The 25854-nt window shown below is 53.7% G+C and carries 23 protein-coding genes; 14 read left to right on the top strand and 9 right to left on the bottom strand.

The annotated features are described in order from the left end of the window. Positions 1 to 11 precede the first annotated feature (11 nt). Positions 12 to 1037 (bottom strand): NADP-dependent oxidoreductase, encoded by a 1026-nt coding sequence (locus Q4606_RS08015; protein WP_303593656.1) that lies wholly within the window; start codon positions 1035 to 1037, stop codon positions 12 to 14. Between the two features lie 220 nt (positions 1038 to 1257). Here Q4606_RS08015 and Q4606_RS08010 point away from each other — a divergent pair, with 220 nt between their 5' ends. The 3 genes from Q4606_RS08010 to Q4606_RS08000 are packed head-to-tail and all read left to right on the top strand — an operon-like array spanning position 1258 to position 7798. Then, entirely contained in the window at positions 1258 to 3375 is a 2118-nt protein-coding gene (locus Q4606_RS08010) for a type VI secretion system Vgr family protein (protein ID WP_303607198.1), read from the top strand. Beyond that, positions 3372 to 6731, top strand: a complete 3360-nt coding sequence (locus Q4606_RS08005; protein WP_303607197.1) for a toxin VasX — start codon at positions 3372 to 3374, stop codon at positions 6729 to 6731. Before Q4606_RS08010 ends, Q4606_RS08005 begins: the two co-directional genes overlap by 4 nt. Beyond that, complete coding sequence (locus Q4606_RS08000) at positions 6728 to 7798, top strand: hypothetical protein (RefSeq protein WP_303607196.1); 1071 nt, start codon at positions 6728 to 6730, stop codon at positions 7796 to 7798. Before Q4606_RS08005 ends, Q4606_RS08000 begins: the two co-directional genes overlap by 4 nt. Before the next feature lie 36 nt (positions 7799 to 7834). On the opposite strand, the gene Q4606_RS07995 is transcribed toward Q4606_RS08000, so the two are convergent. After that, a complete protein-coding gene (locus Q4606_RS07995) occupies positions 7835 to 8731 on the bottom strand; it encodes a DUF1853 family protein (protein WP_303607195.1) in 897 nt (298 codons plus the stop codon). A 55-nt stretch (positions 8732 to 8786) separates the two neighbouring features. On the opposite strand from Q4606_RS07995, the gene Q4606_RS07990 reads away from it, so the two are divergent. The 3 genes from Q4606_RS07990 (at position 8787) to Q4606_RS07980 (ending at position 11122) form a co-directional block, all read left to right on the top strand. Further along, on the top strand, positions 8787 to 9227 hold the full coding sequence (locus Q4606_RS07990; protein ID WP_303593649.1) for a VOC family protein: 441 nt from the start codon (positions 8787 to 8789) through the stop codon (positions 9225 to 9227). Between the two features lie 130 nt (positions 9228 to 9357). Next, positions 9358 to 10776 carry a hypothetical protein gene (locus Q4606_RS07985; RefSeq protein WP_303607194.1) on the top strand — a complete coding sequence of 473 codons (1419 nt, stop codon included), beginning with the start codon at positions 9358 to 9360 and terminating at the stop codon, positions 10774 to 10776. After that, positions 10748 to 11122: a hypothetical protein gene (locus Q4606_RS07980; protein WP_303593645.1), complete on the top strand. Its 375-nt coding sequence runs from the start codon at positions 10748 to 10750 to the stop codon at positions 11120 to 11122. Before Q4606_RS07985 ends, Q4606_RS07980 begins: the two co-directional genes overlap by 29 nt. Positions 11123 to 11207: 85 nt before the next feature. Here the strand turns inward: Q4606_RS07980 and Q4606_RS07975 are convergent, their stop codons facing one another. Beyond that, a complete protein-coding gene (locus Q4606_RS07975; RefSeq protein ID WP_303593642.1) occupies positions 11208 to 11762 on the bottom strand; it encodes a cold-shock protein in 555 nt (184 codons plus the stop codon). Between the two features lie 255 nt (positions 11763 to 12017). On the opposite strand from Q4606_RS07975, the gene Q4606_RS07970 reads away from it, so the two are divergent. Then, complete coding sequence (locus Q4606_RS07970) at positions 12018 to 12236, top strand: SlyX family protein (RefSeq protein WP_303593640.1); 219 nt, start codon at positions 12018 to 12020, stop codon at positions 12234 to 12236. Positions 12237 to 12308: 72 nt separating this feature from the next. Here the strand turns inward: Q4606_RS07970 and dapE are convergent, their stop codons facing one another. From dapE to map, 6 genes are read right to left on the bottom strand one after another with little or no spacing between them, the layout of a single operon-like run. Then, positions 12309 to 13445: a succinyl-diaminopimelate desuccinylase gene (gene dapE / locus Q4606_RS07965; protein WP_303593638.1), complete on the bottom strand. Its 1137-nt coding sequence runs from the start codon at positions 13443 to 13445 to the stop codon at positions 12309 to 12311. Next, complete coding sequence (dapD, locus tag Q4606_RS07960; protein WP_303607193.1) at positions 13432 to 14460, bottom strand: 2,3,4,5-tetrahydropyridine-2,6-dicarboxylate N-succinyltransferase; 1029 nt, start codon at positions 14458 to 14460, stop codon at positions 13432 to 13434. Before dapD ends, dapE begins: the two co-directional genes overlap by 14 nt. 18 nt (positions 14461 to 14478) lie before the next feature. Further along, positions 14479 to 14820 (bottom strand): ArsC family reductase, encoded by a 342-nt coding sequence (locus tag Q4606_RS07955; RefSeq protein WP_303607192.1) that lies wholly within the window; start codon positions 14818 to 14820, stop codon positions 14479 to 14481. Positions 14821 to 14823: 3 nt separating this feature from the next. Next, positions 14824 to 16020, bottom strand: coding sequence for a succinyldiaminopimelate transaminase (gene dapC / locus Q4606_RS07950; protein WP_303593633.1), 1197 nt, complete (start codon positions 16018 to 16020; stop codon positions 14824 to 14826). Then, positions 16017 to 18662 (bottom strand): [protein-PII] uridylyltransferase, encoded by a 2646-nt coding sequence (locus tag Q4606_RS07945; RefSeq protein WP_303607191.1) that lies wholly within the window; start codon positions 18660 to 18662, stop codon positions 16017 to 16019. The genes dapC and Q4606_RS07945 overlap by 4 nt, the downstream gene beginning before the upstream one ends. After that, positions 18663 to 19433, bottom strand: a complete 771-nt coding sequence (gene map / locus Q4606_RS07940; RefSeq protein WP_303593630.1) for a type I methionyl aminopeptidase — start codon at positions 19431 to 19433, stop codon at positions 18663 to 18665. A 261-nt stretch (positions 19434 to 19694) separates the two neighbouring features. On the opposite strand from map, the gene rpsB reads away from it, so the two are divergent. The 7 genes from rpsB (at position 19695) to ispC (ending at position 25811) form a co-directional block, all read left to right on the top strand. Next, the gene (gene rpsB, locus Q4606_RS07935) at positions 19695 to 20447 is read left to right on the top strand and encodes a 30S ribosomal protein S2 (RefSeq protein ID WP_303593628.1); all 753 of its coding nucleotides are present in this window, start codon (positions 19695 to 19697) and stop codon (positions 20445 to 20447) included. Positions 20448 to 20539: 92 nt separating this feature from the next. Beyond that, positions 20540 to 21409 carry a translation elongation factor Ts gene (tsf, locus tag Q4606_RS07930; RefSeq protein WP_303593627.1) on the top strand — a complete coding sequence of 290 codons (870 nt, stop codon included), beginning with the start codon at positions 20540 to 20542 and terminating at the stop codon, positions 21407 to 21409. A gap of 181 nt (positions 21410 to 21590) precedes the next feature. Next, the gene (gene pyrH, locus Q4606_RS07925; RefSeq protein WP_303593625.1) at positions 21591 to 22319 is read left to right on the top strand and encodes a UMP kinase; all 729 of its coding nucleotides are present in this window, start codon (positions 21591 to 21593) and stop codon (positions 22317 to 22319) included. 42 nt (positions 22320 to 22361) lie between these two features. Then, complete coding sequence (gene frr, locus Q4606_RS07920; RefSeq protein WP_303593623.1) at positions 22362 to 22919, top strand: ribosome recycling factor; 558 nt, start codon at positions 22362 to 22364, stop codon at positions 22917 to 22919. Between the two features lie 70 nt (positions 22920 to 22989). Next, positions 22990 to 23760 (top strand): polyprenyl diphosphate synthase, encoded by a 771-nt coding sequence (gene uppS / locus Q4606_RS07915; RefSeq protein WP_303593621.1) that lies wholly within the window; start codon positions 22990 to 22992, stop codon positions 23758 to 23760. Between the two features lie 21 nt (positions 23761 to 23781). Then, positions 23782 to 24624, top strand: coding sequence for a phosphatidate cytidylyltransferase (locus Q4606_RS07910; RefSeq protein ID WP_303607190.1), 843 nt, complete (start codon positions 23782 to 23784; stop codon positions 24622 to 24624). Between the two features lie 2 nt (positions 24625 to 24626). After that, positions 24627 to 25811, top strand: coding sequence for a 1-deoxy-D-xylulose-5-phosphate reductoisomerase (gene ispC / locus Q4606_RS07905; protein ID WP_303607189.1), 1185 nt, complete (start codon positions 24627 to 24629; stop codon positions 25809 to 25811). Positions 25812 to 25854 lie beyond the last annotated feature (43 nt).

Genomic DNA, 25854 nt, shown 5'->3' with positions numbered 1-25854 from the left:
GTTAATTTGTCTTAGTCGGCGATATGTACCAGTTGCTTACCGAAGTTCTTCCCCTTCAGCATGCCCTTGAAGGCCTCAACTGCGTTTTCGAGGCCTTCAGCAACCGTTTCCCGGTATTTGATCTGACCTGAAGCAATGCGGCTTGTAAGGATGTCGGTAATCTCCTGGTGCTTATCCTGCCACTCGGTTACCAGGAAAAAACGATGCTCTGGAACCGGGTCGAGGCGCTTGAGAATATCGAACGGAGTCTCCACTTTTTCTGTGCTCTTTGCATTGTAAGCCGAGACATAACCGCAAATGGGTACCCGTGCGCCTGCGTTCAGTAACGGAGCAACGGCCCTGGTAACGTCGCCACCCACGTTTTCATAGTAGATGTCGATCCCGTCGGGGCAGGCTGCTTTCAGGTCGGCTTCCAGATTCCCTGCCTTGTAATCCACGCAGGCATCAAATCCGAGCTCATCTACCACATAACTGCATTTTTCCGGGCCGCCGGCAACACCGACCACGCGGCAGCCGTTCGTTTTGGCGGTTTGGCCAACAACGGTACCCACTGGGCCGGACGCCGCGGAGACCACAACGGTTTCGCCCGCTTTGGGCTTGCCCACGTAGGTAAGGCCACAGTATCCGGTGCGGCCTGGCATGCCGGCAACGCCAAGATATGTCTGAAGGGGAACGCCTTCTTTTTGGTGGATTTTATAAACCATCGGCGCATCTGCAGGGAAGGTTACGTATTCCTGCCATCCGGAATAGCACGTTACCAGATCGCCGACTTTCAGCTTGTCTGAGCGGGACTCTACTACTCGCGCGACACTTTCGCCGGTGATGGGGTCACCAATGGCGATAGGGTCCATATACCCTTTGGCATCATTCATGCGCGGGCGCATATACGGATCCAGCGACAGCCATAAAATCTGTGCAACGACTTCGCCCTCTTCCGGCTCCCGTACAGGCCGTTCTTCCATAACCAGATCGCCTTCCTGGATTTCGCCGTTGGGGCGTTTCTTCAGAACAATGGCGCGGTTTTGATAGTTGCTCATGGTGTTCCTCCCTATCTGTAGTGAGGTCGTTAGGAGCCATTCTGCTCCTTGGGTTGCATAACGAAACCAGATTAGCGTGAAGCAGATTGGTCTTGTGGTCAACCTCTCATGTTAGCTGTGCGTCTTTACAGTGGGGTTCCATTACGGAATCTGAGGGTTATAATTGAACGCTGGCTCAGGAAGAGCATGATTAATACTCCAATCTTCAGGGAACGAAGATATGCCCCAGGCAAGCGGACTGCAGTTTACCGCCCGTGTTGGCGAACTCCCCTCTGATTTATTTTCCGTTGTAGGCTTTACGCTGACTGAGCGGCTATCCGAGCTTTTTTATGGCCGCCTTGAGCTGACCAGTACTGATCCTGCTATTGATGCGTCCGAGGTTCTGGAGCAGCCAGTGGACCTGTTGTTCTGGCAGGATGGCGTGCCCCTTCGCCGTTTCACAGGCGTGGTAAACGAGTTTGCCCTGGGTGATTCCGGCTATCGTCGCACCCGTTATGAAGTGATTATCCAGCCGCCGATGTGGCGTTCAGGGTTAATGCACAACAGTCGCATCTTCCAGACCCAAACTACGAAGACGATCTTGAGCACCCTCCTGGCAGAGCGGGGCATCCTGGATTCGGTGTTTGACCTCAAGCTCGCACCACGGGAACGGGAATACTGCGTCCAGCATCGGGAAAGCGATCTGGCGTTCCTTGAGCGGTTGGCTGCAGAAGAGGGCTGGCATTACCGCTACCAACACAGCAGCGTCGGCGGAAACGAGCAGCCGGGCCTGATCTTTGCTGACCACCATGGTGATGCACCTCGCCTTAGGGGCGCCGAATACAACGGCAAAGCTGGTGGGAGCACCCACCAACCTGTGGTATTCCGTTTCCGCTATGAAGAGCGAGTTCGGGCTGGCTCCGTCGCCCTGAAAGATTACACCTTCAAAAACCCCGCGTACGACTTGCTGCACGAACAGGGCGTGAGTGCGAACCAACGCCATGACTATCAGCACTTCGATTACCCGGGCCGGTTCAAAGCGGACGCCACCGGCCAGCCGTATACCGAATCCCGCCTCGACGCTCTCAGGAACGATGCCAGCACGGCCTTCGGAGAAAGCAATCGTGCAGATTTCACCTGCGGCGCCAAAGTCGCCCTGACCGAGCACGACAGCCCCAGCCTGAACCTGGACTGGCTGCTCACGGCCGTTACTCACACGGGCAAACAGCCACAGGCCATGGAAGAAGAGGGTGGTTGTGAACCGACCACCTATCACAACACCTTCGGTGCCGTGCCCGCCGACAAAACATGGCGGCCCAAGCCCACCCATCGCCCACTGATGGACGGCCCGCAAATTGCCATCGTGACCGGCCCAGTAGGAGAAGAAATTCACTGCGATGAATATGGCCGGGTAAAGGTAAGGTTTCCCTGGGACAGATACAGTCAATATGATGAGCACAGCAGTGCCTGGCTGCGAGTCAGTCAGGGATGGGCCGGCGGGCGATATGGCTTTATGGCGTTACCCAGGATCGGCAACGAGGTCATCGTTTCCTTTCTCGACGGCGACCCGGACCAGCCCATCATCACCGGGCGAACCTACCACGCTGCCAACATGCCGCCCTACGCGCTGCCAGAACACAAAACCCGCACTACCCTGAAAACCCAGACTCACAAGGGTGAGGGCAGCAACGAATTGCGGTTTGAAGACGAAGCCGATAAGGAACAGATTTACATCCACGCTCAGAAAGACCTGGACCTGCTTATCGAAAACAATCGCACGGAAGTTATCAACAATGATAGTCATCTGACGGTTGGCACTGGCCGCTTCACCCACGTAAAGCGCAACGATCACAACACCATAGATGGCGAAAAACGCCAGTTCATCGGAGCCGATTGCAGCCAGACCATTGGTGGCACGTTCCATCAAAAGTCCGGCCGCGCCACCTTGTGCGAGGCCGGCGATGAGATTCACCACAAGGCCGGAGCCAAAGTAGTGCTGGATGCCGGCGTCGAACTCACCATTGCCGGTGGCGGCAGCTTTATCAAACTGGACCCCAGTGGGGTAACCCTGAGTGGGCCGGGGATAAAGATTAATTCGGGCGGGAGCGCCGGTAGTGGAAGTGGCGCGAGCCCTGAACTCGCAGATTTGCCAAACCGGTTAGATGGCGCCCCGTCCGTTTCTTCGTCGGCAGCCACTCATGGGAATGTCAATGCTCGCACAAGTGCTCTTGCAGATGCGCTTCTTATGGAGGAGCTGCCAATTACTGACCGAAAGCTGATTGTTGATGTGATTGGGGGGAATGCTAGCAGGGGTTCCGTTGATGTCATCAAAGAGTCTTCAGACGGAGATGGGCTATGACGGATTCCGTAGCTTTTGCAGACGAGCCCAAAGATCGCTCAATTCGGCGCAAAGCAGAATACGATGACAGCAATCCTCACGATCTGGTTCTCACAGTAAACAAGCGTGAGGGTGGGCAGATCACTATCCCTCTCCTGAAAAGTGCCCGATCAAATATTGAACAGGAAGAGCACCAGGAGAATACTCTGATAAGAATTAAACCTTTGGCGGAAACTGAAAGCGCATTGCCCGTCTCCACCGGTGGTGCTCCGGTTTTTCAGGGCAAGGGCGTAGCAATGCTTCGGCCGGGTTATTTGTATATCTATCGCCGGAACAGGCTTTGGCGTGAACTGGAGATCGGGGCTGATTCGAAGGTGAGTGATGTGGATCTGGCTACCGTTCGGAAAGCTGTAGATACCCCGGAAAGCCAGTTGCGGATAGTAAGGCCAGCGGAAGGTGAATGGCTTGATGATGTGCTTGTTCCGGTTTTTCTACAGGGGCAAGCGGTAATGCATGATATCCGCATGGCTTACAGCGAAGTGCAGTGGGATTGGGGATATATTCAGAAGCTGGAAGCAGACGAAAAGGCCAGAAATACCCGCACGACAGGCATAGGGCACGCCTGGGCCGTGACTACCGTGGAGGGCCTTAGATTCCAGACCGGATTTCCGGCATCCAGGGTGGAAGATGTACCAGAACTCCGCACAAGGGATCTGGGTGTTGAGCTGATGCTGGAGAACCCCAGGGATTTCATCCCTACATTCGAAAAGCCATCTGACGCAGAGCTCTGCGCAAAGCTAACAGCCCGGCTACGGGAGGTGCAAGAAGCGGATGAAGAACCTGTTGAGCTCGACATCCGTTGTGATCCCGAAGAAGACCGATTGGCTGGACTGAGAGGACAACGAGGGCTGGCCTGTGTTGCTTTGCCGGACCCGCTGTTCAATCTGCGACATTCTTTAGCTCAGTTACAGTTGGCTTTGCATTATCTTGATGCCATTGATGTATCGATAAAAGACAAGCCTTTGATTCATTCGGCCATGTTGATACGGCAGGCTTTGTTTGACCCAAAAACACCGACAGCCAGTAACGACGTTAGGGCGCTGCGAGCGGCCGTGGATCAGGAGAAACTCCACAAAATTCTGGAGCACTCCGAGCGCCGGGCGGTGCTTGAAAAAATGACGGTTCACATGCAAGCGCTGGAAGCATTACTTGATAGCAGCGAGCTTGATGTGACCTGGGGAGATTACCTTCATCAGAAGGGCCTTGGGCCTTGTGAAGCTTTTTCTCTTCATGCGACCCTGCTCGATCTGACTCAGCAAATACCCGGGGTGCTGAGTGCCAATGGTCTGGAATCGCCGACCATCGTGCCACGATTGCTAAAGCTGGGTTTGGACAAGAGTCTTCTTATAGAGGCTTTGGCAGGAGGCGCGAGCGTAAACAATGAACTCTCCTCCATGCTGACTCAATTAAAGGAATTGGCCCGGACGCAAGATACCCTCACGGAAGACCACCTGAATGAAGTAGGCCTTTCTTCCATCGGTGCTTTGGCACAGCAACTGCCACAGGACGACAGCGATTCCATCGCCAATGGCAATAACGGGTCACCAGTCCCCAGCAGTGCAGCGGGAACCGTTGGAGGAATGATTCAAACTGCGCTGGGAGGGTGGAGTGGCGCTGTTCTGAAAGCTGCCGAGCAGTTGCGTGAAAGTGGTGACCTGACAGCTATAAAGCTGGATCGAGTTTTTACGTCTGTAGCAGAAGTGGCCGATATAGCAGACCCCAACCTGGGTGGCGAATTGCGAGTAATGCGCCGAGGGTCCGTAGATCTCAACCGATACAGTATCGTGGGTCTGCATGGGAAAGGGCTCTCTTTTGGCTTGACCGATGCAGACCTCCAAAGCGAAGCGCTAACAAGGCGCAATGACTATTTGTTCGCGGATAGGGCAAACGCGGCAGGCCAAACGGTGGCGTCTACCAGTCCGGCGCGACTGGTTGATGAGATCGGCGAAGCCGCTGTGAAGGCTGCAGCTCATACTTGGGTATTTGTGTTGCCCGTCGATCACCCTGAGGCGCTTAAATTCAGTGCATTCAAATTTGATTGGGCGAATAAGGCGAAGGCCATTGCTGATGGGCCGGGATTGTCTCGGGTTTTGGTGGGGTTGGCTGTATTTAACCTTGTTTCCGAAATTCGGATGCTAAGACAGTTAAGGTCTGGCGAAGTTAATTATTCTATTGCCAGGTTTCTGAGTGCGGGATTAGATCTTTCCGCTGCATTGATGAAGCTTCACATTGTTAGCTCCCCGGCGGACAGTAAACTGGTTTCAAAAGTAATACTCCGACCACTCTTTGAAATAAAATCCCTGCCAATATTTGGCCCGCTTATCCAGAAACGACTTTTGCATGTTGGAGCGGGTACCATTGTGCGCTCTATGTCATTGGTTAATTTCTTTGCGGGTGGCGTGATGGTTGGCATTAGTGCCTGGGATTACCGTAATAGTGTAAGCCGTGGAGATCTGGATGCTGCGGTAGGGCACGGACTGGCAGTAGCTGGGGGCAGCATTTTTGTGGTTTCGAAGTTGATGAGCGGGCTGCTGGCGCTACCCGGCTGGGGTTGGGCTTTGTTGGGACTCGGGCTCGTGGTTGGAGGCAGTGTGTTTGCAGCCATTGCCACCGACAGTGAAATGGAAAGGGTGCTAAAACAAGGGCCCTTGGGTCGTGGTCCAAGCCATGATGGGCTGCCAAACGACGATGCGGTTTACTATCCGCAGTTGCTTAGCCTGTTTTCACCGATATCTGTATCCGCTAAGCGTTACGGTGACTTGAGTGATGCTGAAAAGGCAATGTTTTCCGATCACAACCCATCCGCAAACGACTACCGAGTGACGGTGACTTCCCCTCTGATCAGTCGTTTTAAACTTGGTCAGAAGAGCCAGAAAGAAAGCAGTGCCAAGGGTGAAAAACCAGGCTTGAGATTAGGAGTTCAAGAGCTTGAGTACACTTATAGCACGATTGAAACGCCCGTTGGCAGAGTCGATGAGGTTAATATAACCCGCAAAGCGGCGTTGAAAAAGATAACAACGTGGGTTGCCCTGCCGGAAGATCACGCAGTGCATTTTCTGATAGAACGGGGTCTTGTTGGTGGTGAAACCCAGGCATTTGGTCGTCGGGAACAACGCTCCATTAGTTTGAGGGTTGTCTTGCAGGCACGTATCCAGAGTGAGATCGGAGACTTCAGGTTTCCCATGCCGGTACTTGATGATTACGAGCCGTTTGATGCAACACGTCATGAGGAATTGCCAGATAAGATGTTTCAGCAATTCAATCCATTCAAAAATGATCCCGTTCCCTATTGGCTCGTCAAAGAGGTCACCTTGTGAACGGAAACCGTGAAAATATCAGTCAACAAAAGAAGGCTGGCGCAGGGCAAATTCCGAATCTTCCTAACCCTGAAAGAAGCAGAAAACAGCTAGGTCAGGATATTCAACCCGTCGGCGATTACGCAGGAATCGAACCCTATTACCGTGTGTGTGAGGATGTTCGTAACGTCCAGCATCAGGAGCAGAGCGAACCCGAGGCATTTACATCCGGTGAGTATTGGTGGGATCAGCGACGGATTCAGTTCCTCAATGGAAAGGCACTCATTGGTCTCTCTGTTGTGTTATTACTAGTGCCCTACATATGGGGCGGATTAGTTCTAGTTGGGGGGGGATGGTTATTTTATTACTATTTGTATCTTCTGGTGGTTGATACATCCGATATTGTTTTTATGCTGGCAATGCTGCTTGCCGTGGTTATTTGGATACCCAGCTCCATATATATCCTCATAAAAACCATGCCCTGGATCATGGGCGCCTTTGCTCTACTACTCAGGCCTTTCGACAAATTCCTTGCCAAGCTTCTGGATCGAGGCCTGGATGCAGGCGAAAGCTTTTTCAGTCGCGAGACCGGCGAAGTGAGTTTCGCTGTATCGGGGGGCAAGAAACTGACGGCCCCCTTTGAAGAGTTCGATGCCTATGTGGAACGCGTGATCGAAGCGGGTGGTATCTTTTATCGCCTGATGTTCGTGCATCGCTACACCGGTAAGCAATTCAGTCAAACGTCCTTGAGCCGTGTAGAGCCGTCGAAAGAAGAAGTGATGGCGCTTTGGGACATGCTCCAACGCTACATGGATGTGTCCCAGCCTTTGCCTGATGTGCCAAGGCTAGAACCCTTCCGTCACCTTGATCCGGTAACCGTGGAGCATGATCAGCGCACGGGACGAAATCCCCGGTTTTGGCGCGACCTGAATCTGGAAGCCTGGATGCAAGGCGATGGGGCTGAATGGCTGAAGCGGCAAACGGAGTACCCCTGGGGGAAACGTAGCTGCAGGCTGACACCGCAGCTTGGCAAAATTTCCATGGAGGAATATCGAAAACAGCGTCCGGCGGAAGCCTGGCCTATTTGAATATACCTGCTGGCTTTAAGTCCCAAATGAGAGAACTCACGGCCAGGTTCCCGGCACCACGAACACCCGGTCTGTCTCAAGCCAGTGCTCCGTTTGTTGGTCTTGCCGCATCACAGCAAACAGTTGCGGGACAGATTTATTCTCGACACGCTCCAGGGCTTCCTGAGTGTGTTCAGTATCCGGTGGCTCTGTCTGGAACCAGTTGCCAATCCAGTGCGGTTTGTTGAGTACAACCCATTGTGAGGTGTCTTTCGCCCTCGCGTCATGGGCATACATCCAGCGCCCACGCAGGTGATCCGCCGGAACATACTCAGGCGTTATCGCGGGTTGGTCGTCGGGATAGAACAGATACCCGGGCATGAAAATTCGAGCTGTTAACGGGCCGGTTATATGGGATTCCGAAAGCAGTGCGATTGTTTCGGGTAGTTCCGTTCGGCGACTCTGCTTTTCGAGCAGGTTGGTTGTTTTCAAATCCAGCCGGTCTCGGGCATTTGGGCCGTACCAGAGCGTGGAACCGTCGAGCTCTGAAACACCGAGATAGAATTTGATTGCGATTTCGTGGTGCTCGACGCGATTGTCTTTCACGTTGTGCACCACAAAATCCAGTTCGCCGATGGTGCGCCCGCTTGACTGAATCTGCTGGTTTTTCAGCAGAATGGGCCAGCCAATCAGGTCTTCCAGCAAAACCTGATAGAGTCGCTCGAAGTAGAAGCCCAGGCGGCGTTGTGGTGGTTCACTGAGCAATGCCGGAGCAGGCTCGATGTTTCGGTCCCAGGCTTTTAGGATGTCAGCGTAGTGCGCTGGCAGATACCGGGCAGGCACAAAGGTGATTGGCGAGTGTATCAACTGCGGCGCCTGGCACAACCACGCAAGGTGTCGTATCGCTGGCGTGTGGTAAGAATTAATCAGCTCAGAGGCAAGGTTTGCATTCATTCCCCCAGAGTACCGTAAACTGTTACTTAATAAAGTCGAGCTGACAGGAGAAAATATGCAATACCTACATACAATGATCCGTGTAAGTAATCTTGATCAAACCTTGCATTTTTTCTGCGATCTACTCGGTATGGTTGAGATCGACCGAAAAAGCAGTGAGAAGGGCCGCTTCACGCTGGTGTTTCTAGCGGCGCCGGAAGATGAATCCTGTGCTCGTGAAAACAAGGCACCAATGCTTGAGTTAACCTATAACTGGGACCCGGAAGAATACTCCGAAGGTCGTAACTTTGGTCATCTGGCTTACCGCGTGGATGATATCTATGCTTTGTGCGAGACTCTGCAGGCAAATGGCGTAACCATTAACAGGCCGCCTCGGGATGGTCACATGGCGTTCGTTCGCAGTCCCGATAATGTATCGATTGAATTGTTGCAGAAAGGCGAAGCGCTGGCCTCCAGAGAACCTTGGGCCAGTATGGAAAATACGGGAAGCTGGTAAAAGCGGCTGTTCAGTTTGAACGCGCTGAAGAATTCGGGAATCGTTCAGAAATCACCAAGTCTTTAAAGCAAACTTCATCAGAATAAATCTTATAGCATCAGGATGATGCGATTAAACAGGGAAACGTTTTATGGAAGATTGGCAAGGATGCCTCACACCTCAATGCCAGGCTGCGTTACTGAGCGCCCGTGATGATGTTGATCGCCGCGGTGGAGCAGTGATCACGGTTGAAGATTTCCTGCTAGCACTACTGGAGTGCAGCCCCTGCATAACTGGCTTTCTGCGAGGCTCCGGCGTGGATATGGATGAGCTGATCCGGACGATCCAGTGCGAGCAACCCATTGTGACTGAGGTGGGCGGTGAAGATCTGCTTTCCTCCCAGTTGATCTACTGGCTGGCGACGGCGCGCGAAGCTTTTGGCACGCCCGCCTGGTTGGACTGGCCGCAACTTCTGGAAGTGCTTGCGCGAAATGCGGAGCGTTTGCAGGGAAAAGCTTATGTTGCGGTGCTTGAACTGGTTTCACGCTGGCCTGACCCGGGTGCTGCCCACATCGACGCAAATACCGAGCAATCTGGTATTGAAGAGCATGACGACGCGCCAGTTGTGATTACCGATCCGGAGTGGATTGAACTGGCGGAAGACGTGGCTGTAACACTTGCCGCAACGCCACACGCGCTGGTGTGGGTCAGAGGGGGGCGGGGCGCCGGCAAGTCCTCATGGCTGAGGTCGCTGCTGTCGTCACTGGCGCAACCTTATATCGAAATAGATTTACGCCGTGAAGCTGAGCTGATGGACAGTGATCTCGCAGTGATTCCAAGGGCTGCCGGGAGCTCCTGGCCTGCTCTTGTCCTTGATAACGTGACACCTGCGGACTTGTTGTCCCTGATGAGCCTCCCTTGCGGCCTTGCATCGGAACTGGTTCTACGCTGGAAGGGGCCGGTGGTGCTTCTGGGGCCTGATGCCTCAGGCAGCGATGAATGTTGCAGTTTGTTGGAGCAGCGCCTGGGCCGCACGCTGGAAACGTTCGATATGCCGCTTTCGAGTGTTGGGCAGCGTAAGGCTATTCTGGTCGCCCACCAGGCAGCTATTGAACGTCGCTGGAACATTCAGCTACCGGATCCGGTCACCCAGTTTGCATCTTCCCGGCGCAGTCGCTGCGTCAGTTCGCCGGGCGGAATGTTGCAGTGGGTCGAGCGCGCAGCGGCACGGCTCGACCTTTTTGCACGGCGCGGCTCTGCCAGTTCGGTAGCGCTTTCCGGTCAGGCGCATACTCTTCGGCGTGAAAGTCTGGTCGCCATGGCACGGCAGGAGTCTGTGAGCGAGATAGAAGCCTCACTTACAGAGGTAAGTCTGCTACATGCTGCCACTGAAGTGGCATGGCATGAACGCAAAGCTGCGGGTACGCTGCGCTGTCTTACCCTGGATGACATGCGCCAGGAACTGGAGCGTTGGGTTGCAGCGCGACGCGGGCCGGTTCACTATGTGCTGCATTGTGATCATCAGTATGGAGAATCTGCGAGTGCAGGACCTGGAAATCTACATTCGTGACCTGGAAGCGGGCATGGTGTGCCGCTGGCTGGAAAGTCACGTTGATCAGTTAGTTCTTGATGACAGCGATGTTTCATCCGTCGTCAAAGGCTCTGCTTCTTTCGACGACGCCCCCTTGAAAATAACGCTGTATCCGCAAGCATTTGGTAAGCGGTATACCTCACTGATTATTGAAGGCACACAGCTGCCCTGGAACAGTGATCTGGAGTGCGCGCGCAGTGCCTGGAGAACTCTTGATACGGAGGTGCGCTGCAGCCCCGGAGAATGGAAAGAGGGCGAGCCTGCGGAAGATGAGAAATGGTGGCGACTGGATGCTCGGGGCGAACAACTCGTAGTCTGGAATTGAATAGCTGGGAATTGACCACCCGCGAACGAAAAAAGGCAGCCCCTTGTTTAACGAGAGGGCTGCCTTTTTTACATCAATCGACGTTTTATTCGCTCAGAATAGAAACGTTATCTGCCTGCAAGCCTTTATCCGCATCAACCACACTGAAACGAACCAGTTGGCCTTGGCGTAGTACCCGACGACCACTTCCACGAATGGCGCGGAAGTGTACAAAGACTTCGTCTCCACTTTCCCGAACAATAAAGCCGAAGCCCTTTTTAACGTTGAACCACTTAACAGTGCCTTCCTCGTCGCCTTCCGGGCTGTTGTCGTCGTAGCCGTCATCTTCGTCGATGTAGTTTTGGCCGGAGCTTTGATTGGAGCTCTGGCTGCGTGACGGTGAACTCCCGCGCTGAGATGTGCTACGGGCCGTTTGTTGCTTGGCGGAAAATGTAACGGCCAGAAAGCCTGCAATGCCGAATACGATGAAAGTGATGATGTATGCGGCTATGCCGCGAGTGCTGCCCAGGGCCTCTACAAATTCGCCCACGGCGATCAGGCGGAGTGGCTCAGGAGTAAACGAGAGCAGCAGAGCAAGTACCAACGGTGCTGGAATAGCGATCAGGAGAGCAACAAGGATCGCTTTGGCTGGATTACGCATTGATTGAGAATTCTCCGTTATTTATTAACGCTGACGATAAAAAACCGGATATCGGGTAAAATCGCACATCCGGCCAGTGAATACCGCTTGGTTTCCGGGAAAACGGAAGCGCTGGCGGTCAAAAGCGGCATGATAACAGATTATCCCGACCGCTTACCAAGCTGTCATACTACGCATTGCCTTTTATAGAGTGCTTTTGATCACATTCTTCAATCATCCATGTGGGCGATTGATGCGAGGGAGTTTCAGTACCCGATGAGCCATAACGATCTGCAAGCCAGACTGGACGAGCTAGAAACGCGGCTGGCGTTTCAGGACGACATTATTAATACCCTGAGCGAACAGGTGACTAAACAGGAAATGGATATCCGCGAACTCTGGAATGCAAAGCGGTTGTTGCATAACCAGTTGAAAGATGTGTCTCCTTCCAACTTGAAAACGGAAGAGGAAGAAACACCTCCGCCTCACTATTGATCCAGTGAACGAAAATGCCGGAGTAATTGCTCCGGCATTTCGGGTACTTCTGTCATCCTGCGAAGGACCTGTTCAGGTCAGCAGCTCTTCAAGTATGCGTTCGTAGATCTGGGACAGGGTATCCAGATCATCGGCTTTCACGCACTCATCTATCTTGTGGATAGTCGCGTTGATCGGGCCAAGTTCCACAACCTGGGCTCCCGTAGGAGCAATAAAGCGTCCGTCGGATGTGCCACCTGAGGTGGATAATTCCGTTTCACGCCCGGTTACATTTCGGATCGCGCTTTGGCAGGCTGCAACCAGTGCGCCCTTGTCCGTCAGGAAGGGGCGGCCACTGAGATGCCATTGCAGGTCGTATTTAAGGTTGTGCCTGTCAAGAACGGCTACTACCCGCTCCTCAAGGCTCTCTGCTGTATTTTCCGTACAGTACCGAAAATTGAAGTGCACAAGGCATTCACCAGGAATGATATTGCTGCCCGTGCCTGCTTCCACTTTCGTAATCTGAAAGGTCGTTGGCGGGAAATAATCGTTACCGTTGTCCCAGAACTCATTGGCCAGCGTATGCAGGGCAGGCGCAACCGCATGAACGGCGTTCTCCGCGAGGTGCGGATAGGCCACGTGGCCCTGAACCCCTTGCACCGTAAGATAGCCGTGCAGTGAGCCGCGACGGCCGTTTTTAATCACGTCGCCGACGTCTCGAGTGCTGGAGGGCTCGCCTATCAGACACCAGTCCATTTTTTCCGAGCGGGCTTCCAGAGCTTCAACCACTTTCACGGTACCGTTCTGGGCAGGGCCTTCTTCATCGCTTGTGATCAGCAAGGCAATAGAGCCGTGATGGTTTGGATGATTAGTGACAAAGCGCTCGCAGGCGGTGATGAAAGCCGCAAGGCTTCCTTTCATGTCAGCGGCGCCACGGCCATGCAAAAAACCATCTTTGATGACAGGGTCAAAGGGTGGGTTTGCCCATTTGCTTTCAGGCCCTGTGGGCACCACATCAGTGTGCCCGGCAAAAGCGAGCACTGGCCCCTCTGAACCCTTGCGGGCCCAGAGGTTGTCTGTGTCGCCAAAGCGCATGTGTTCCCCGGTAAAACCCAGAGGCGCCAGCCGGGACATCATCAGTTCCTGGCAGCCGGCGTCATCCGGTGTTACCGATGGCCGGCTGATCAGGTCGATAGCCAGTTCGAGTGTTTGAGAATCAGTTGTTTGCATGCAGCTCTTCGTTCAGCTCGATGGCGGATTTGTTAGTTTTGCATTCAACCGCGCCGGTCTGGCTATTGCGGCGGAAAAGAAGGTCGGGCTTGTTGGATAGGTCACGAGCTTTGATGACTTCCACGAGCGCATTGTTGTCATCCAACAGGGCAACCTTGGTACCTGCAGTTATGTACAGGCCAGCCTCAACTTTGCAGCGGTCGCCCAGTGGGATACCGATACCTGCATTGGCGCCAATAAGGCAGTTTTCGCCAACAGCAATCACCATATTGCCGCCGCCAGACAGGGTGCCCATGGTAGAGCAACCGCCACCAAGATCGGATCCTTTGCTTACCATAACGCCTGCAGAGATACGGCCCTCAATCATGCTGGTACCTTCGGTGCCGGCATTGAAGTTGATAAAGCCTTCATGCATGACGGTTGTGCCTTCGCCTACATAGGCACCCAAACGCACGCGGGCGGTGTCTGCAATACGAACACCTTTTGGCACCACGTAGTCTGTCATTTGCGGGAACTTGTCTACGGATTTGACTTCCAGAGTGCGCCCTTCCAAACGTGCTTTCAGTTGACGCTCTGGCAGTTCGTTCAGGTCGATAGCGCCTTCATTCGTCCAGGCCAGGTTGGGCAGCAGTCCGAAGATGCCATCGAGTTTAAGACCATGAGGCTTGGCTTGGCGATGGGAAATCAGGTGCAGCTTGAGGTAGACCTCCGGTGTGCTGGATGCAGTGTCATCTGTCTCCAGAACTGTAACGACCACCGGGCGTTTGCTGCCGGATGCTTTTTCCGCTAGGGAGGCCTGATCCGTTGCGCCGGTCTGGCGCAGGGCGTTGGCAAGCTGTGTCAGCTGCTCGGTGGTTGCCTGGATAGCCTGGTTGCCACCTTTGTAGTCGAGAGTAGCTTCTACCACATCGATTAGCTCTCTTTCGGGGGTCATTGTCGGCTGCTGGTAAAAAACCTCCAGCCATTCGCCCTGATTGTTTTGGGTGCCGATACCGATACCGAATGCAAAGCTCATGTAGTGGTTGCTCCTGTTTTAGTTAATCAGTGTTGCCCAGTCGTCGGCGTTAAAGCCGACATAAACGGATCCCTCATGCTCGACCACTGGCCGTTTAATGATGGAGGTGTTTTCCAGCATGATGTCGTGGGCAGATTGGGCGCTAATGGTATCACGAACTTCTTCACTGAGTTTACGCCAGGTGGTGCCGCGGCGGTTCAGCAGAAGCTCCCAGCCAACCGCTTTTTCCCATTCGCTAAGGCGGGCCTCATTGAGCCCATCTTTTTTGAAGTCGTGAAACTCATAGGGAACGCCCTGTTCATCAAGCCACTTGCGGGCCTTTTTGACGGTATCGCAGTTTCGGATGCCATATAACTTCATAAATCAGTTCGCCTTTACAAATTCAACAATGCGCTTTGCGGCTTCAACGCACTCCTCCAGTGGCGCAACCAATGCCATGCGCACCCTGTTTTCTCCCGGGTTGTGGCCGTTCACTGTGCGGGACAGGTAGCGGCCGGGGAGCACATGAACGTTCTGCTGGGCAGACAGCTCTTTTGCAAAGGTTTCATCATCCATTGGAGTAACCGGCCAGAGATAGAAGCCAGCGTCGGGGAAATTCACGTCCATGACTTCGCGTAATATGGGTACCACGGCCTCAAATTTAGCGCGGTAAGCCGCCCGGTTATCCCGTACATGGCTTTCATCCTGCCAGGCAGCAATACTGGCAAGTTGGTTGTGAACTGGCATGGCGCAACCATGATAGGTGCGATAGTTAAGGTAGCCTTTTAATATATTCGCATCTCCGGCGACAAAGCCCGATCTCAGGCCTGGAAGGTTACTACGCTTCGAGAGGCTGTGAAAAACAACACAGCGGGCGAAGTCATGCCGGCCAATCGCTGCACAGGTTTGCAGCAAACCTTCTGGCGGCTTGTTTTCATCAGGATACAGTTCGGAGTAGCACTCGTCGGAAGCAACAATGAAGTCATACTTGTCCGCCAGTTCGATGACCTTTTTCAGAGTTGCCCGAGGCATCACTGCGCCGCTGGGGTTACCCGGGGAGCACAGGAACAGAACCTGGCATTCCCTCCATACCGTTTCTGGTACTGCGTCAAAATCCGGAATAAAACCGTTGGATCCATCGCACGGCAGGTACACGGGTGTAGCGCCGGCCAGGAATGCCGCCCCTTCATATACCTGATAAAACGGATTCGGACTTACAACCGTTGCCTGTTTGCTTGCATCGACCACGGCCTGTACCAGCGAAAATATTGCTTCCCGGGTACCGTTCACCGGCACGATGTTGTGATCCGGGCTCAGGGATCCTGGTTGCAGGTGGAATCGGCGGGTAGCCCATTCACCAATGGCCTCCCTGAGTTCATCCATGCCCTTGGTTGTAGGGTAATTTGCCAGCCGGTCGAGGTTGGCGGCAATCACTTGCTTCACGAATTCAGGAGAAGGGTGCTTGGGCTCTCCAATACCAAGGGAAATAGGTGGCAGGTTAGCCGGTACCGATATGTCAGCCTTGAGCTTTGCCAGTTTTTCAAATGGATAGGGGTGAAGCTTGTTCAGGTTCGGATTCATTGGATGTCATCCAGCGTTTTGCATAAGTCTTGTTGCAGGGCGTGGCACACGGCAGGGTCGCTGATCGGTTCCCCATCTTCGTCGGTAACAAAGAACACGTCTTCCACCCGCTCACCTAGCGTTGCGATTTTAGCGTTGCTCAGGCGTATATGATGGTGCAGGAAAACTTGTCCGACCCACGCCAGAAGACCGGGGCGGTCTGGTGTAACCACTTCAATGACCGTGCGATCGTTGACAGTATCATTGGAAAACACCACCTCCGTTGGAAACGAGAAGTGCCTGAGTTGCCGTGGTGTGCGGCGGTGGATTATGTCGGGATAGTCTTCCGGGTCGTCCAACTCTTCGATCAGGCGCCTGCGCACTCGTTCTTTGCGGGCCGGATCCGTTCCCAGAGGTTGGCCTTTTTCATCCAGTACTACATAAGAGCTGATGGTGTAGGGGCCTTCGTTCGAGCTGATGCGAGCATCCACAATGTTCAGGTTGAGCTGCTCCAACACCGCGGTCGTTGCGGCAAATAGCGTTGGCCGGTCGTTCATGTAAATAATGATTTGGGAGTAGCCATCGGTAGGACCGCCGTGGGTATCCCGGATAAGCACAAGCGGTCCTGGCGTATCGCCATGGTTGATGATCGCCGCAGTTTGCCAGGCAATATCAATGGTTGAGTCCTGCAGGAAGTAGTCTTCATCGACCGTATCCCAGATGGCATCTATCTGTTCATCGGTAATGCTTTGGGCATGGAGAATTCCCCTGGCCTCGGACTGGGTGGCCTGAACCCAGGCCTGTCTGTCAACAGGGATCTCTGTGCCTCGTCTTAAGGCACGTTTGGCCTCTATATATAACTGGCGCAGAAGGGAAGCCCGCCAGGTATTCCATAGCTTGGGGTTGGTAGCGCTGATATCGCACACAGTGAGGATATACAAGTAATCCAGGTGGGCCTGGCTGGGTATGGAACGAGCAAAGGACTGGATGATATCCGGGTCGGAAATATCCTTGCGTTGGGCCGTCATGGACATGAGCAGGTGGTTCTCCACCAACCAGGATGCCAGCTGGGTATCTCGCTCACTAAGGTGGTGGCGCTTGCAGAAGGATTCGGCATCCTCGGCGCCAAGCTCTGAATGATCTCCGCCACGGCCCTTGGCAACGTCGTGATACAAACCCGCAATATAAAGAATTTCGCGTTTTGGAAGGCCGTGAATCAGTCGCGCTGCCAGTGGGTAGTCGTCTCGGGCATCCTTGCCATTCAGCCGCACCATATTGCGCACAACCCGCATGGTGTGGGCATCAACAGTGTAAATATGAAAAAGATCGTGCTGCATCTGGCCGATAATCTGGCCGAACTCCGGCAGATAGCGGCCCAGAACATTGTATTTTTTCATGGCTGAGAGGGTTTCATCCAGCGCATGGGGCGTTCGCAGCAGTTCCATAAACAGAGAAGTCACCGCCAGGTCAGACCGGAATGCATCATCAATCAGATGCCTGTGCGCCCGCAAAGACCTTATGGTTGTAGCCCTGATACCCTTGATTTCCGGGTGTTGGGCCATCAACACAAAGATTTCCATGATTGCATAGGGGGAGTAAGCAAATACCTGGTTGTTTACTGCCTCTATATAGTTGTTGCGAATCTGAAAGCGTTTATTGATTGGCTGAATATTGTCTTCAGTGCCTGAGCCGAGTATGGCTTCGTCGTAAAACTGAAGGATAACGTCGGCGAGCTCTGCCAATGCCAGTACAGTGCGATAATAGGACTGCATCATGAGCTCGACATCCAGCCTCTTGCCTTCATCTTTATAGCCCAGCATTTGCGCCAGGGCTCGTTGATGATCGAACAGCAACCGGTTCTCGTTCCGATCCGCGATCAGCTGCAGTCCGTAGCGCAGTTTCCAAAGCAGGGTTTCACCCTGAACCAGAATCTGGTGTTCCTCGTCGGTGAGGATGCTGAAGCGGGTGAGGTCGGCAATGTTCTGCAGGCCGAAGTGCCGTTTGGTAATCCACCCAATGGTCTGGATGTCTCGCAGGGCACCCGGGGAGCTTTTTACATTAGGCTCCAGGTTGTACTCGGTGTCGCTGTATTTTTTGTGGCGTTGCTCTTGCTCTTTACGCTTGGCTATAAAATAGTCGCGGTCGGTAATGATGTTGTCTGAGTAGGCTTGTTCACTGAGCTCTTCGCGCAGCTCGTCCGGGCCGGCAATCGTGCGGGTTTCCAGAAGGTTGGTCAGTGTCGATATATCATCTCGTGCCGCTGCTTTACTTTCTTCAATGCTGCGGACGCTGTGACCAATGTCGAGTTTCAGGTCCCACAGCAGAGTAACGAAAGCGCCAAGGTCGTCCTGCCAGCCGGGATCAATACCGTCGCGGGTCAGAATCAGCAGGTCGATGTCAGAGTGTGGGTGCAGCTCGCCGCGGCCGTATCCGCCCACAGCGACCAAGGCAATATCGGGTGAGCTGGAGAAAGGGTACCGGTTCCATATCAGTCTGAGTGCTGTGTCGACAGTATCGGCTCTGGAGTGAACCAGAGCCCTCACGTCGGCGCCTTGTCGAAAGGCCTCGGCATCTGCATCGTAGCGCTGTTTCAGCAACTCCCTGGCTGCCATGACAGGGGATGTGTCACCGCTGATCCTGGCTTCCAGTTCCTGACGGTCCACTTAGAAGGACTCCTCCGATCGCTTGGTCAGCACTTCATAGCCATCAGCGGTAACAAGGATGGTGTGTTCCCACTGGGCTGAAAGCTTGTGATCTTTGGTGACGACGGTCCACTGATCCGGGAGCAGTTTGGTTTGGTACTTGCCCTGATTGATCATTGGCTCGATCGTAAAGGTCATGCCTTCCTGGAGCTCCATGCCGGTGCCAGGCTTGCCATAGTGCATAACCTGCGGCTCTTCATGAAACACCTTGCCGATGCCATGGCCGCAGTAATCCCGCACCACGGAATACCGATGTTTTTCAGCGTGCTGCTGTATCACGTGGCCGATATCTCCCAGGCGCGTGCCGGGCTTGACCAGTTCGATGCCTTTATACAGGCATTCCTGGGTGATCTTGATCAGTCGTTCTGTTCCCGGCTTGGGTTTGCCTACAATCCACATCTTGCTGGTATCGCCGTGGTATTCATCCTTGATTACAGTGACATCTATATTGACGATGTCGCCATCTTTCAGGATCTTTTTTTCTGAAGGTATGCCGTGGCAGATAACGTGGTTAACGGATATGCAAACAGATTTGGGGAAACCTTTATAATTAAGTGGAGCCGGAATCGCTTCCCTCTCGTTAACAATATAGTTGTGGCATATCTGGTTGAGCTCTTCGGTGGAAACACCAGGCTTGACGTGTTCTCCAATCATCTCGAGAACGTCAGCTGCCAGGCGACCGGCCACGCGCATCTTTTCAATTTCTTCCGGAGTCTTGATCGATACCTGCATTGGGTTTCCTGTTGATTTGTGTCAAAACGGTATTTTAAGGGGGCGGGGCTCAGGGTACAAGGAAGCTTGAGCGCAAAAATAATGGCGGGATGCCTGTGTTTTGTGATATAAACGCGCCCGCTGGAAACGAATCCGGCAAATTCGCACACGTGTCAGCACGTTGTCCCAGGGTGCCTGCTCCTGCTTTAGAGTTGTAAAGGAGTCTGGTTGGGGCAATCGGACGCGTGGAGGACTAACCCGAAGCTAAACTAAGGTAATATCATGGCTCAGGTAAATATGCGTGACCTGCTAAAGGCAGGTGCTCACTTCGGTCACCAGACTCGCTACTGGAACCCGAAAATGTCGAAGTTCATCTTCGGCGCCCGTAACAAGATTCATATCATCAACCTTGAACAGACTGTTCCTGCCATGAATGAAGCACTCGACTTCGTTCAGAAACTGACAGAGAACAAGAACAAGATCCTGTTCGTTGGCACCAAGCGCGCCGCGGCCAAGGTCATCAAGGAAGAAGCAGAGCGTTCCAGCCAGCCTTTTGTTAATCACCGCTGGCTCGGTGGCATGCTGACCAACTACAAGACCATTCGCCAGTCCATTCGTCGTTACCGTGATCTGGAAGCCCAGAGCAAAGACGGTACCTTCGATAAGCTGACCAAGAAAGAAGCTCTTGAACGCACCCGTGAAATGGACAAGCTCGAGCGTTCCATCGGTGGTATCAAGGACATGGGTGGTCTGCCTGACGCGTTGTTTGTTATCGACGTTGATCACGAGCGCATTGCCATTAAAGAGGCGAACAAGCTGGGTATCCCCGTTATCGGTGTAGTCGATACCAACAGTAACCCTGACGGCGTAGATTTCGTGATCCCGGGCAACGACGATGCCATCCGTGCGATCCAGATCTATGTGAAAGCTGTAGCTGATACGTGCCTTGAATCAGCACAGGCCGGCGGCGCAGGCGCTGACGAGTTTGTAGAAGTCAGTGAAGAAGCTGCAGGAACCACCCCGGCTGCTGAGTGATGCTTCAGCGTCACGTTTGAGATGTAAGGCCCGTCCGGAGGTTTCTCTGGGCGGGCTTCCCACCGTATTCGAACAAGTTAAGAGGATTGAACATGGCTGCAATTACCGCTGCAATGGTCAAAGAACTGCGCGAGCGCACTGGTCTTGGCATGATGGAGTGCAAAAAGGCTCTGGTTGAATCTGAAGGCAGTGTAGATGCCGCAATTGAAGAATTGCGTAAGTCTTCCGGCCTCAAAGCCGCCAAAAAAGCTGGTCGCACAGCCGCTGAAGGTGTGTCGCTGATCAAGATTTCTGATGACAACACTGCTGCTTACATCATCGAAGTCAACTCCGAAACCGACTTCGTTGCACGCGACGATAACTTCATCAACTTCGCCAACGACGTTCTGAACGTTGCCTTCGAGAAAGGCGAGACTGATGTTGCGAAACTGATGGATGGCGATCTTGAAGCCAAGCGCGAAGCTCTGGTTCAGAAAATCGGTGAAAACATCACCGTACGTCGTATTGTTGAAATCAAAGGCGCGGTTGTTGGTGGCTATGTTCACAGCACCAATAAAATTGCCGCTGTTGTTGCGCTGACAGCAGGCGACGCCGAGCTGGCTCGCGACATCGCTATGCACGCTGCTGCGGTTAACCCGCGTGTTGCAAGGCCAGAAGATATGCCAGCTGACGAGCTCGAGAAAGAGAAAGACGTCATCAAGGCCCAGCCGGATATGGCAGGCAAGCCCGCTGAGATCGTTGAAAAAATGATGGGTGGGCGTATCAAAAAGTTCCTCAAGGAGCACAGCCTTGTAGAGCAGCCTTTTGTTAAAAACCCTGAGCAGACCGTGGGTGAGTTGATCAAGTCCGCCGGTGGCGAACTGGTCGGTTTCATTCGCCTGGAAGTGGGTGAAGGCATTGAAAAAGAAGAAGTAGACTTTGCTGCTGAGGTTGCTGCGGCAGCCGGTACAGGTAAAGCCTGATTTTTCTGGGCGCTGTGACAGCCAGTCGCAGTGCCCCTTGAGTCTGCCACGTTAGTTGGATTTTTCCGGCTCTCGTGGCGGGCTTGTATCTGAGATCCCCCTTTTCCAAGGGGTATGTCAGATGCAAGCCTGCAATGCGTATCACGCCGGATAGCAGTTAACAGACGAAAAGGGGATCAGTATGCCGACAACACCGAAAAACCCACCAAGATACAATCGTGTTTTGCTCAAACTCAGTGGCGAGGCCCTGATGGGCGAGCACGATTTTGGCATTGATCCTAAAGTTCTTGACCGCATGGCTCTCGAAATCGGTGCGCTGATTGGCATCGGTATTCAGGTCGGGCTCGTTATTGGTGGTGGTAATCTGTTCCGGGGCGCATCTCTCAGTGCTGCCGGTATGGATCGGGTTACTGGAGATCACATGGGTATGCTGGCAACCGTTATGAATGGTCTGGCCATGCGCGATGCTCTTGAGCGCTCGAACATCCGCACCCGGGTTATGTCAGCCATTCCCATGAGCGGTATTGTTGAGCATTACGATCGCCGCCGTGCGGTTCGCGATCTGAAAGACGGCGATGTGGTTATATTTTGTGCAGGTACTGGCAACCCCTTCTTTACAACAGATTCGGCGGCCTGCCTGCGTGGCATCGAGATTGAAGCCGACGCAGTGTTGAAAGCAACCAAAGTAGATGGTGTTTACTCTGCAGATCCGCATCTTGACCCGACGGCAGAAAAGTACGACAAACTGACTTATGATGAAGTGCTCGACAAAAAACTGGGCGTGATGGATCTGACTGCCATCTGCCTGGCGCGGGATCATGGTATGCCACTGCGTGTTTTTGATATGAACCGGGCTGGTGCCCTGACGCGCATCGTGACTGGTGAGAAAGAAGGTACACTGATTGAATAGCGGGTATCACAACACCCTGATGAACGAATTGAGGATGACTACGTGATTAACGATATTAAAGCCGAAGCCGAAACGAAGATGAAAAAGAGCCTTGAGGCTCTGCACTCGGCGTTCAACAAAATCCGCACTGGCCGTGCCCACCCGTCTATTCTGGACAGCGTGATGGTTAACTACTACGGTCAGGAAACGCCGCTGAAGCAGGTTGCGAGCGTTAACGTGGAAGATAACCGTACGTTGGCCGTGTCTCCCTGGGAGAAGAATCTGGTTCCGGTCATTGAAAAGGCGATCATGACTGCCGATCTGGGCCTGAATCCGGCCACAAGTGGCGACCTGATCCGTATCCCCATGCCGATGTTGACGGAAGAAACCCGTAAGAGCATGGTCAAGCAGGCAAAAGCAGACGCAGAGAACGGTCGTGTCTCTATCCGTAACGCCCGTCGTGATGCAAACAGCATGATGAAAGAGCTGCTGAAAGACAAAGAAATCAATGAAGATGACGAGCGCCGGGGCGAAGACGAAGTCCAGAAGCTGACCGATCGCTATATCGCTGAAATCGAGAAGATGCTCAAAGCTAAAGAAGAGGATCTGATGGCGGTCTGATCGCCTGGGTTCACTTACAAGCGAAACATGCGGCTGGCGGGGTATTTCTGCTGGCTGTACAGGGGATTTCATGACGGGAACAGTATCCGCAGAGATTCCGGTGTCGGCTGATAGCCGGCCCCGGCATGTCGCCATTATCATGGACGGTAATAATCGGTGGGCCAAGGCACGCCGATTGAAAGGGGTTGCAGGGCACAAGGCTGGAGTGGATGCGGTAAAAGCTGTTGTGGAAACCTGTGCCCGCGAAGGGGTAGAGGTGCTCACGTTGTTTGCTTTCTCAAGCGAAAACTGGCGCCGGCCCAAGGACGAAGTGTCGGCTCTGATGAAGCTGTTTGTTTTTGCGCTGGAGCGGGAAGTCAGAAAGCTGCACCGCAACGACATACGCCTGCGCATCATCGGGGATCGTTCTGCTTTTAATTCGACTCTGCAAGAGCTAATGGCCAAGGCGGAGCAGCTCACCAGCAACAACACCCGAATGACGCTCGTTATTGCCGCCAACTACGGAGGTCATTGGGATATCGCCCAGGCCGTCAGGCAGGTGGCCGAAAAGGTGAAAGAGGGTGGGCTCCAGCCATCGGATATCACCGATGATCTGATTCAGCAGCACCTGAGCATCGGTGATCTCCCCATGCCAGATCTTATGATTCGCACCGCGGGCGAGCAGCGGATAAGTAATTTCATGCTTTGGCATCTGGCCTATACCGAACTTTACTTTTCGCCTGTATTCTGGCCCGATTTCAAAGAAGACGAGATGTGTAAAGCGTTGCAGGCCTATGCCGGCCGTCAGCGCCGCTTTGGTCAGACGGATGACCAGATTACGGCCAGGCCGTTACAACAATAACGAACCATAGCGACCCCCATTGTGCTAAAAACCCGAGTTATTACCGCTCTTATCCTTGCTCCCATCGCTATTGGTGGCATATTTTTCCTGCCGCCTCTGGGCTTTGCGCTTTTTACCGCTGCGATTATCACGCTGGGTGCCTGGGAGTGGGCCAACATGTCTGGTTTCGAGCATCAGGCAGGGCGCATAGGCTATGCGGCAGTGATTGCACTCATCCTATATGGCCTTCTTGATATTCCTGGCGTTGCGGTGCTTTGGCTCGCGCTGGCCTGGTGGGTCGTCTGTTTTTTGCTGGTTCGCAGTTATCCTTCGGGCTCAGCACGCTGGGGCAGCGTCCCAATCAGAGCCCTTATGGGAGTGTTTGTTCTGGTGCCCGCATGGGTTGGTCTGAATCATCTCAGGGCAGGGGACTTTCAGTTCGGAAATACAGACAACAATCTTCTGGTTATTCTATATGTGCTCTGTGTTGTCTGGGTGGCGGATATTGGTGCTTACTTCGCCGGTAGGGCCTTTGGTAAATCCAAGCTGGCCCCGAGGGTAAGCCCCGGAAAATCCTGGGCTGGCGTTTGGGGCGGGCTCGTCGCTGTTGGCACATTTGCAGTCATTATCAGTATTCTGGCCTCCGCTGGCGTAGCCGAAACCATTATGCTGGTGGTCGCGAGCCTTATAACGGGAATGGTCTCCGTGCTTGGTGATCTGCTCGAGAGCATGCTCAAGCGCTTCAGGGGCATAAAGGACAGTAGTCGGTTGCTACCTGGGCACGGGGGAATTATGGATCGTATCGACAGCCTTACCGCTGCAATTCCGGTATTTACGCTCATTATTATTCAAATTGGCTGGCTGACGACGGTCGGGCACTTTTGAGCATGGCCTCTCGCTCTATTACGATTCTCGGGGCCACAGGGTCAATCGGGCTCTCCACTCTGGATGTTGTTCGCCGTCACCCCGGACGATTCTCCGTTTATGCCCTGACGGCTGGAACCCGTTCTGAGGAACTCGCCGCGCTATGCCGTGAGTTCCGTCCCAAAGTAGCTGTAATGGCAGATGCGCAAGCGGCGGAAAAACTGACAGAACTGCTTTGGGATCTCCCAGATATTTCCGTCCTGAGTGGTGAGCCCGGGTTGTGTGACGTTGCTTCCGCTCCGGAAGCCTGTACCGTTATGGCGGCCATAGTGGGTGCAGCGGGGCTTGCGCCTACTCTTGCAGCTGTTCGCGCTGGTAAACGGGTTTTGCTGGCCAACAAAGAAGCGTTGGTGATGTCCGGCAAGCTTTTTATGGACGCTGTATCTGCTTCTGGCGCCGAGTTGTTGCCCATCGACTCCGAGCACAACGCCATCTTCCAGTGTTTGCCCCCCGATAAGATCCGGGATCCAGACGCCGCGGGCATCACCCGCGTTCTGCTGACAGCGTCCGGAGGGCCTTTCCGCGAGCACACCTCAGAAGCCCTGCGCTCTGTTACGCCGGCTCAGGCCTGCGCTCACCCGAACTGGTCCATGGGACAGAAGATCTCCGTGGACTCGGCAACCCTGATGAATAAGGGGCTTGAGCTGATTGAGGCTTGCTGGCTGTTTAACGTCACGCCAGACCGGATCGAGGTTCATGTACATCCGGAAAGTATCATTCACTCCATGGTAGAGTATGCCGATGGTTCTGTGCTGGCTCAGTTGGGCAGCCCGGATATGCGTACACCGATTGCCAATGGGCTGGCGTGGCCCGAACGTATTGATGCCGGGGTAGCGCCGCTGGACCTGTTCCGTATTGGACGGTTTCACTTTGAGCGGCCGGATCTGGAACGGTTTCCCTGTCTGCGCTTGGCGGCTGAAGCTTTTGAGGTGGGTGGCACAGCGCCTGCGGTACTGAACGCAGCAAATGAGGTTGCGGTAGCTGAGTTCCTTAAGGGAAATCTGGCTTTTACGGACATACCGGTTGTTATTCAGAGAACTCTTGCGGCAACGCCGGTGGTGCCCGCAGACAGTTTTGATATCATCTTCGCGAAAAACTCAGAAGCGCGGCAAAGGGCGCAGGAACAGATAGCTTTGTTAACTGTCTGATGTAAGGCAAAGAATTTCACCGGGCTGGCGCCAATACCAGGAA

Origin of the sequence: Marinobacter sp. 1_MG-2023, from assembly GCF_030549045.1 — a bacterium.
Classification (GTDB): domain Bacteria; phylum Pseudomonadota; class Gammaproteobacteria; order Pseudomonadales; family Oleiphilaceae; genus Marinobacter.
Note: the sequence above shows the minus strand (reverse complement) of the source record. Positions and strands in the feature narration are given on the sequence as shown.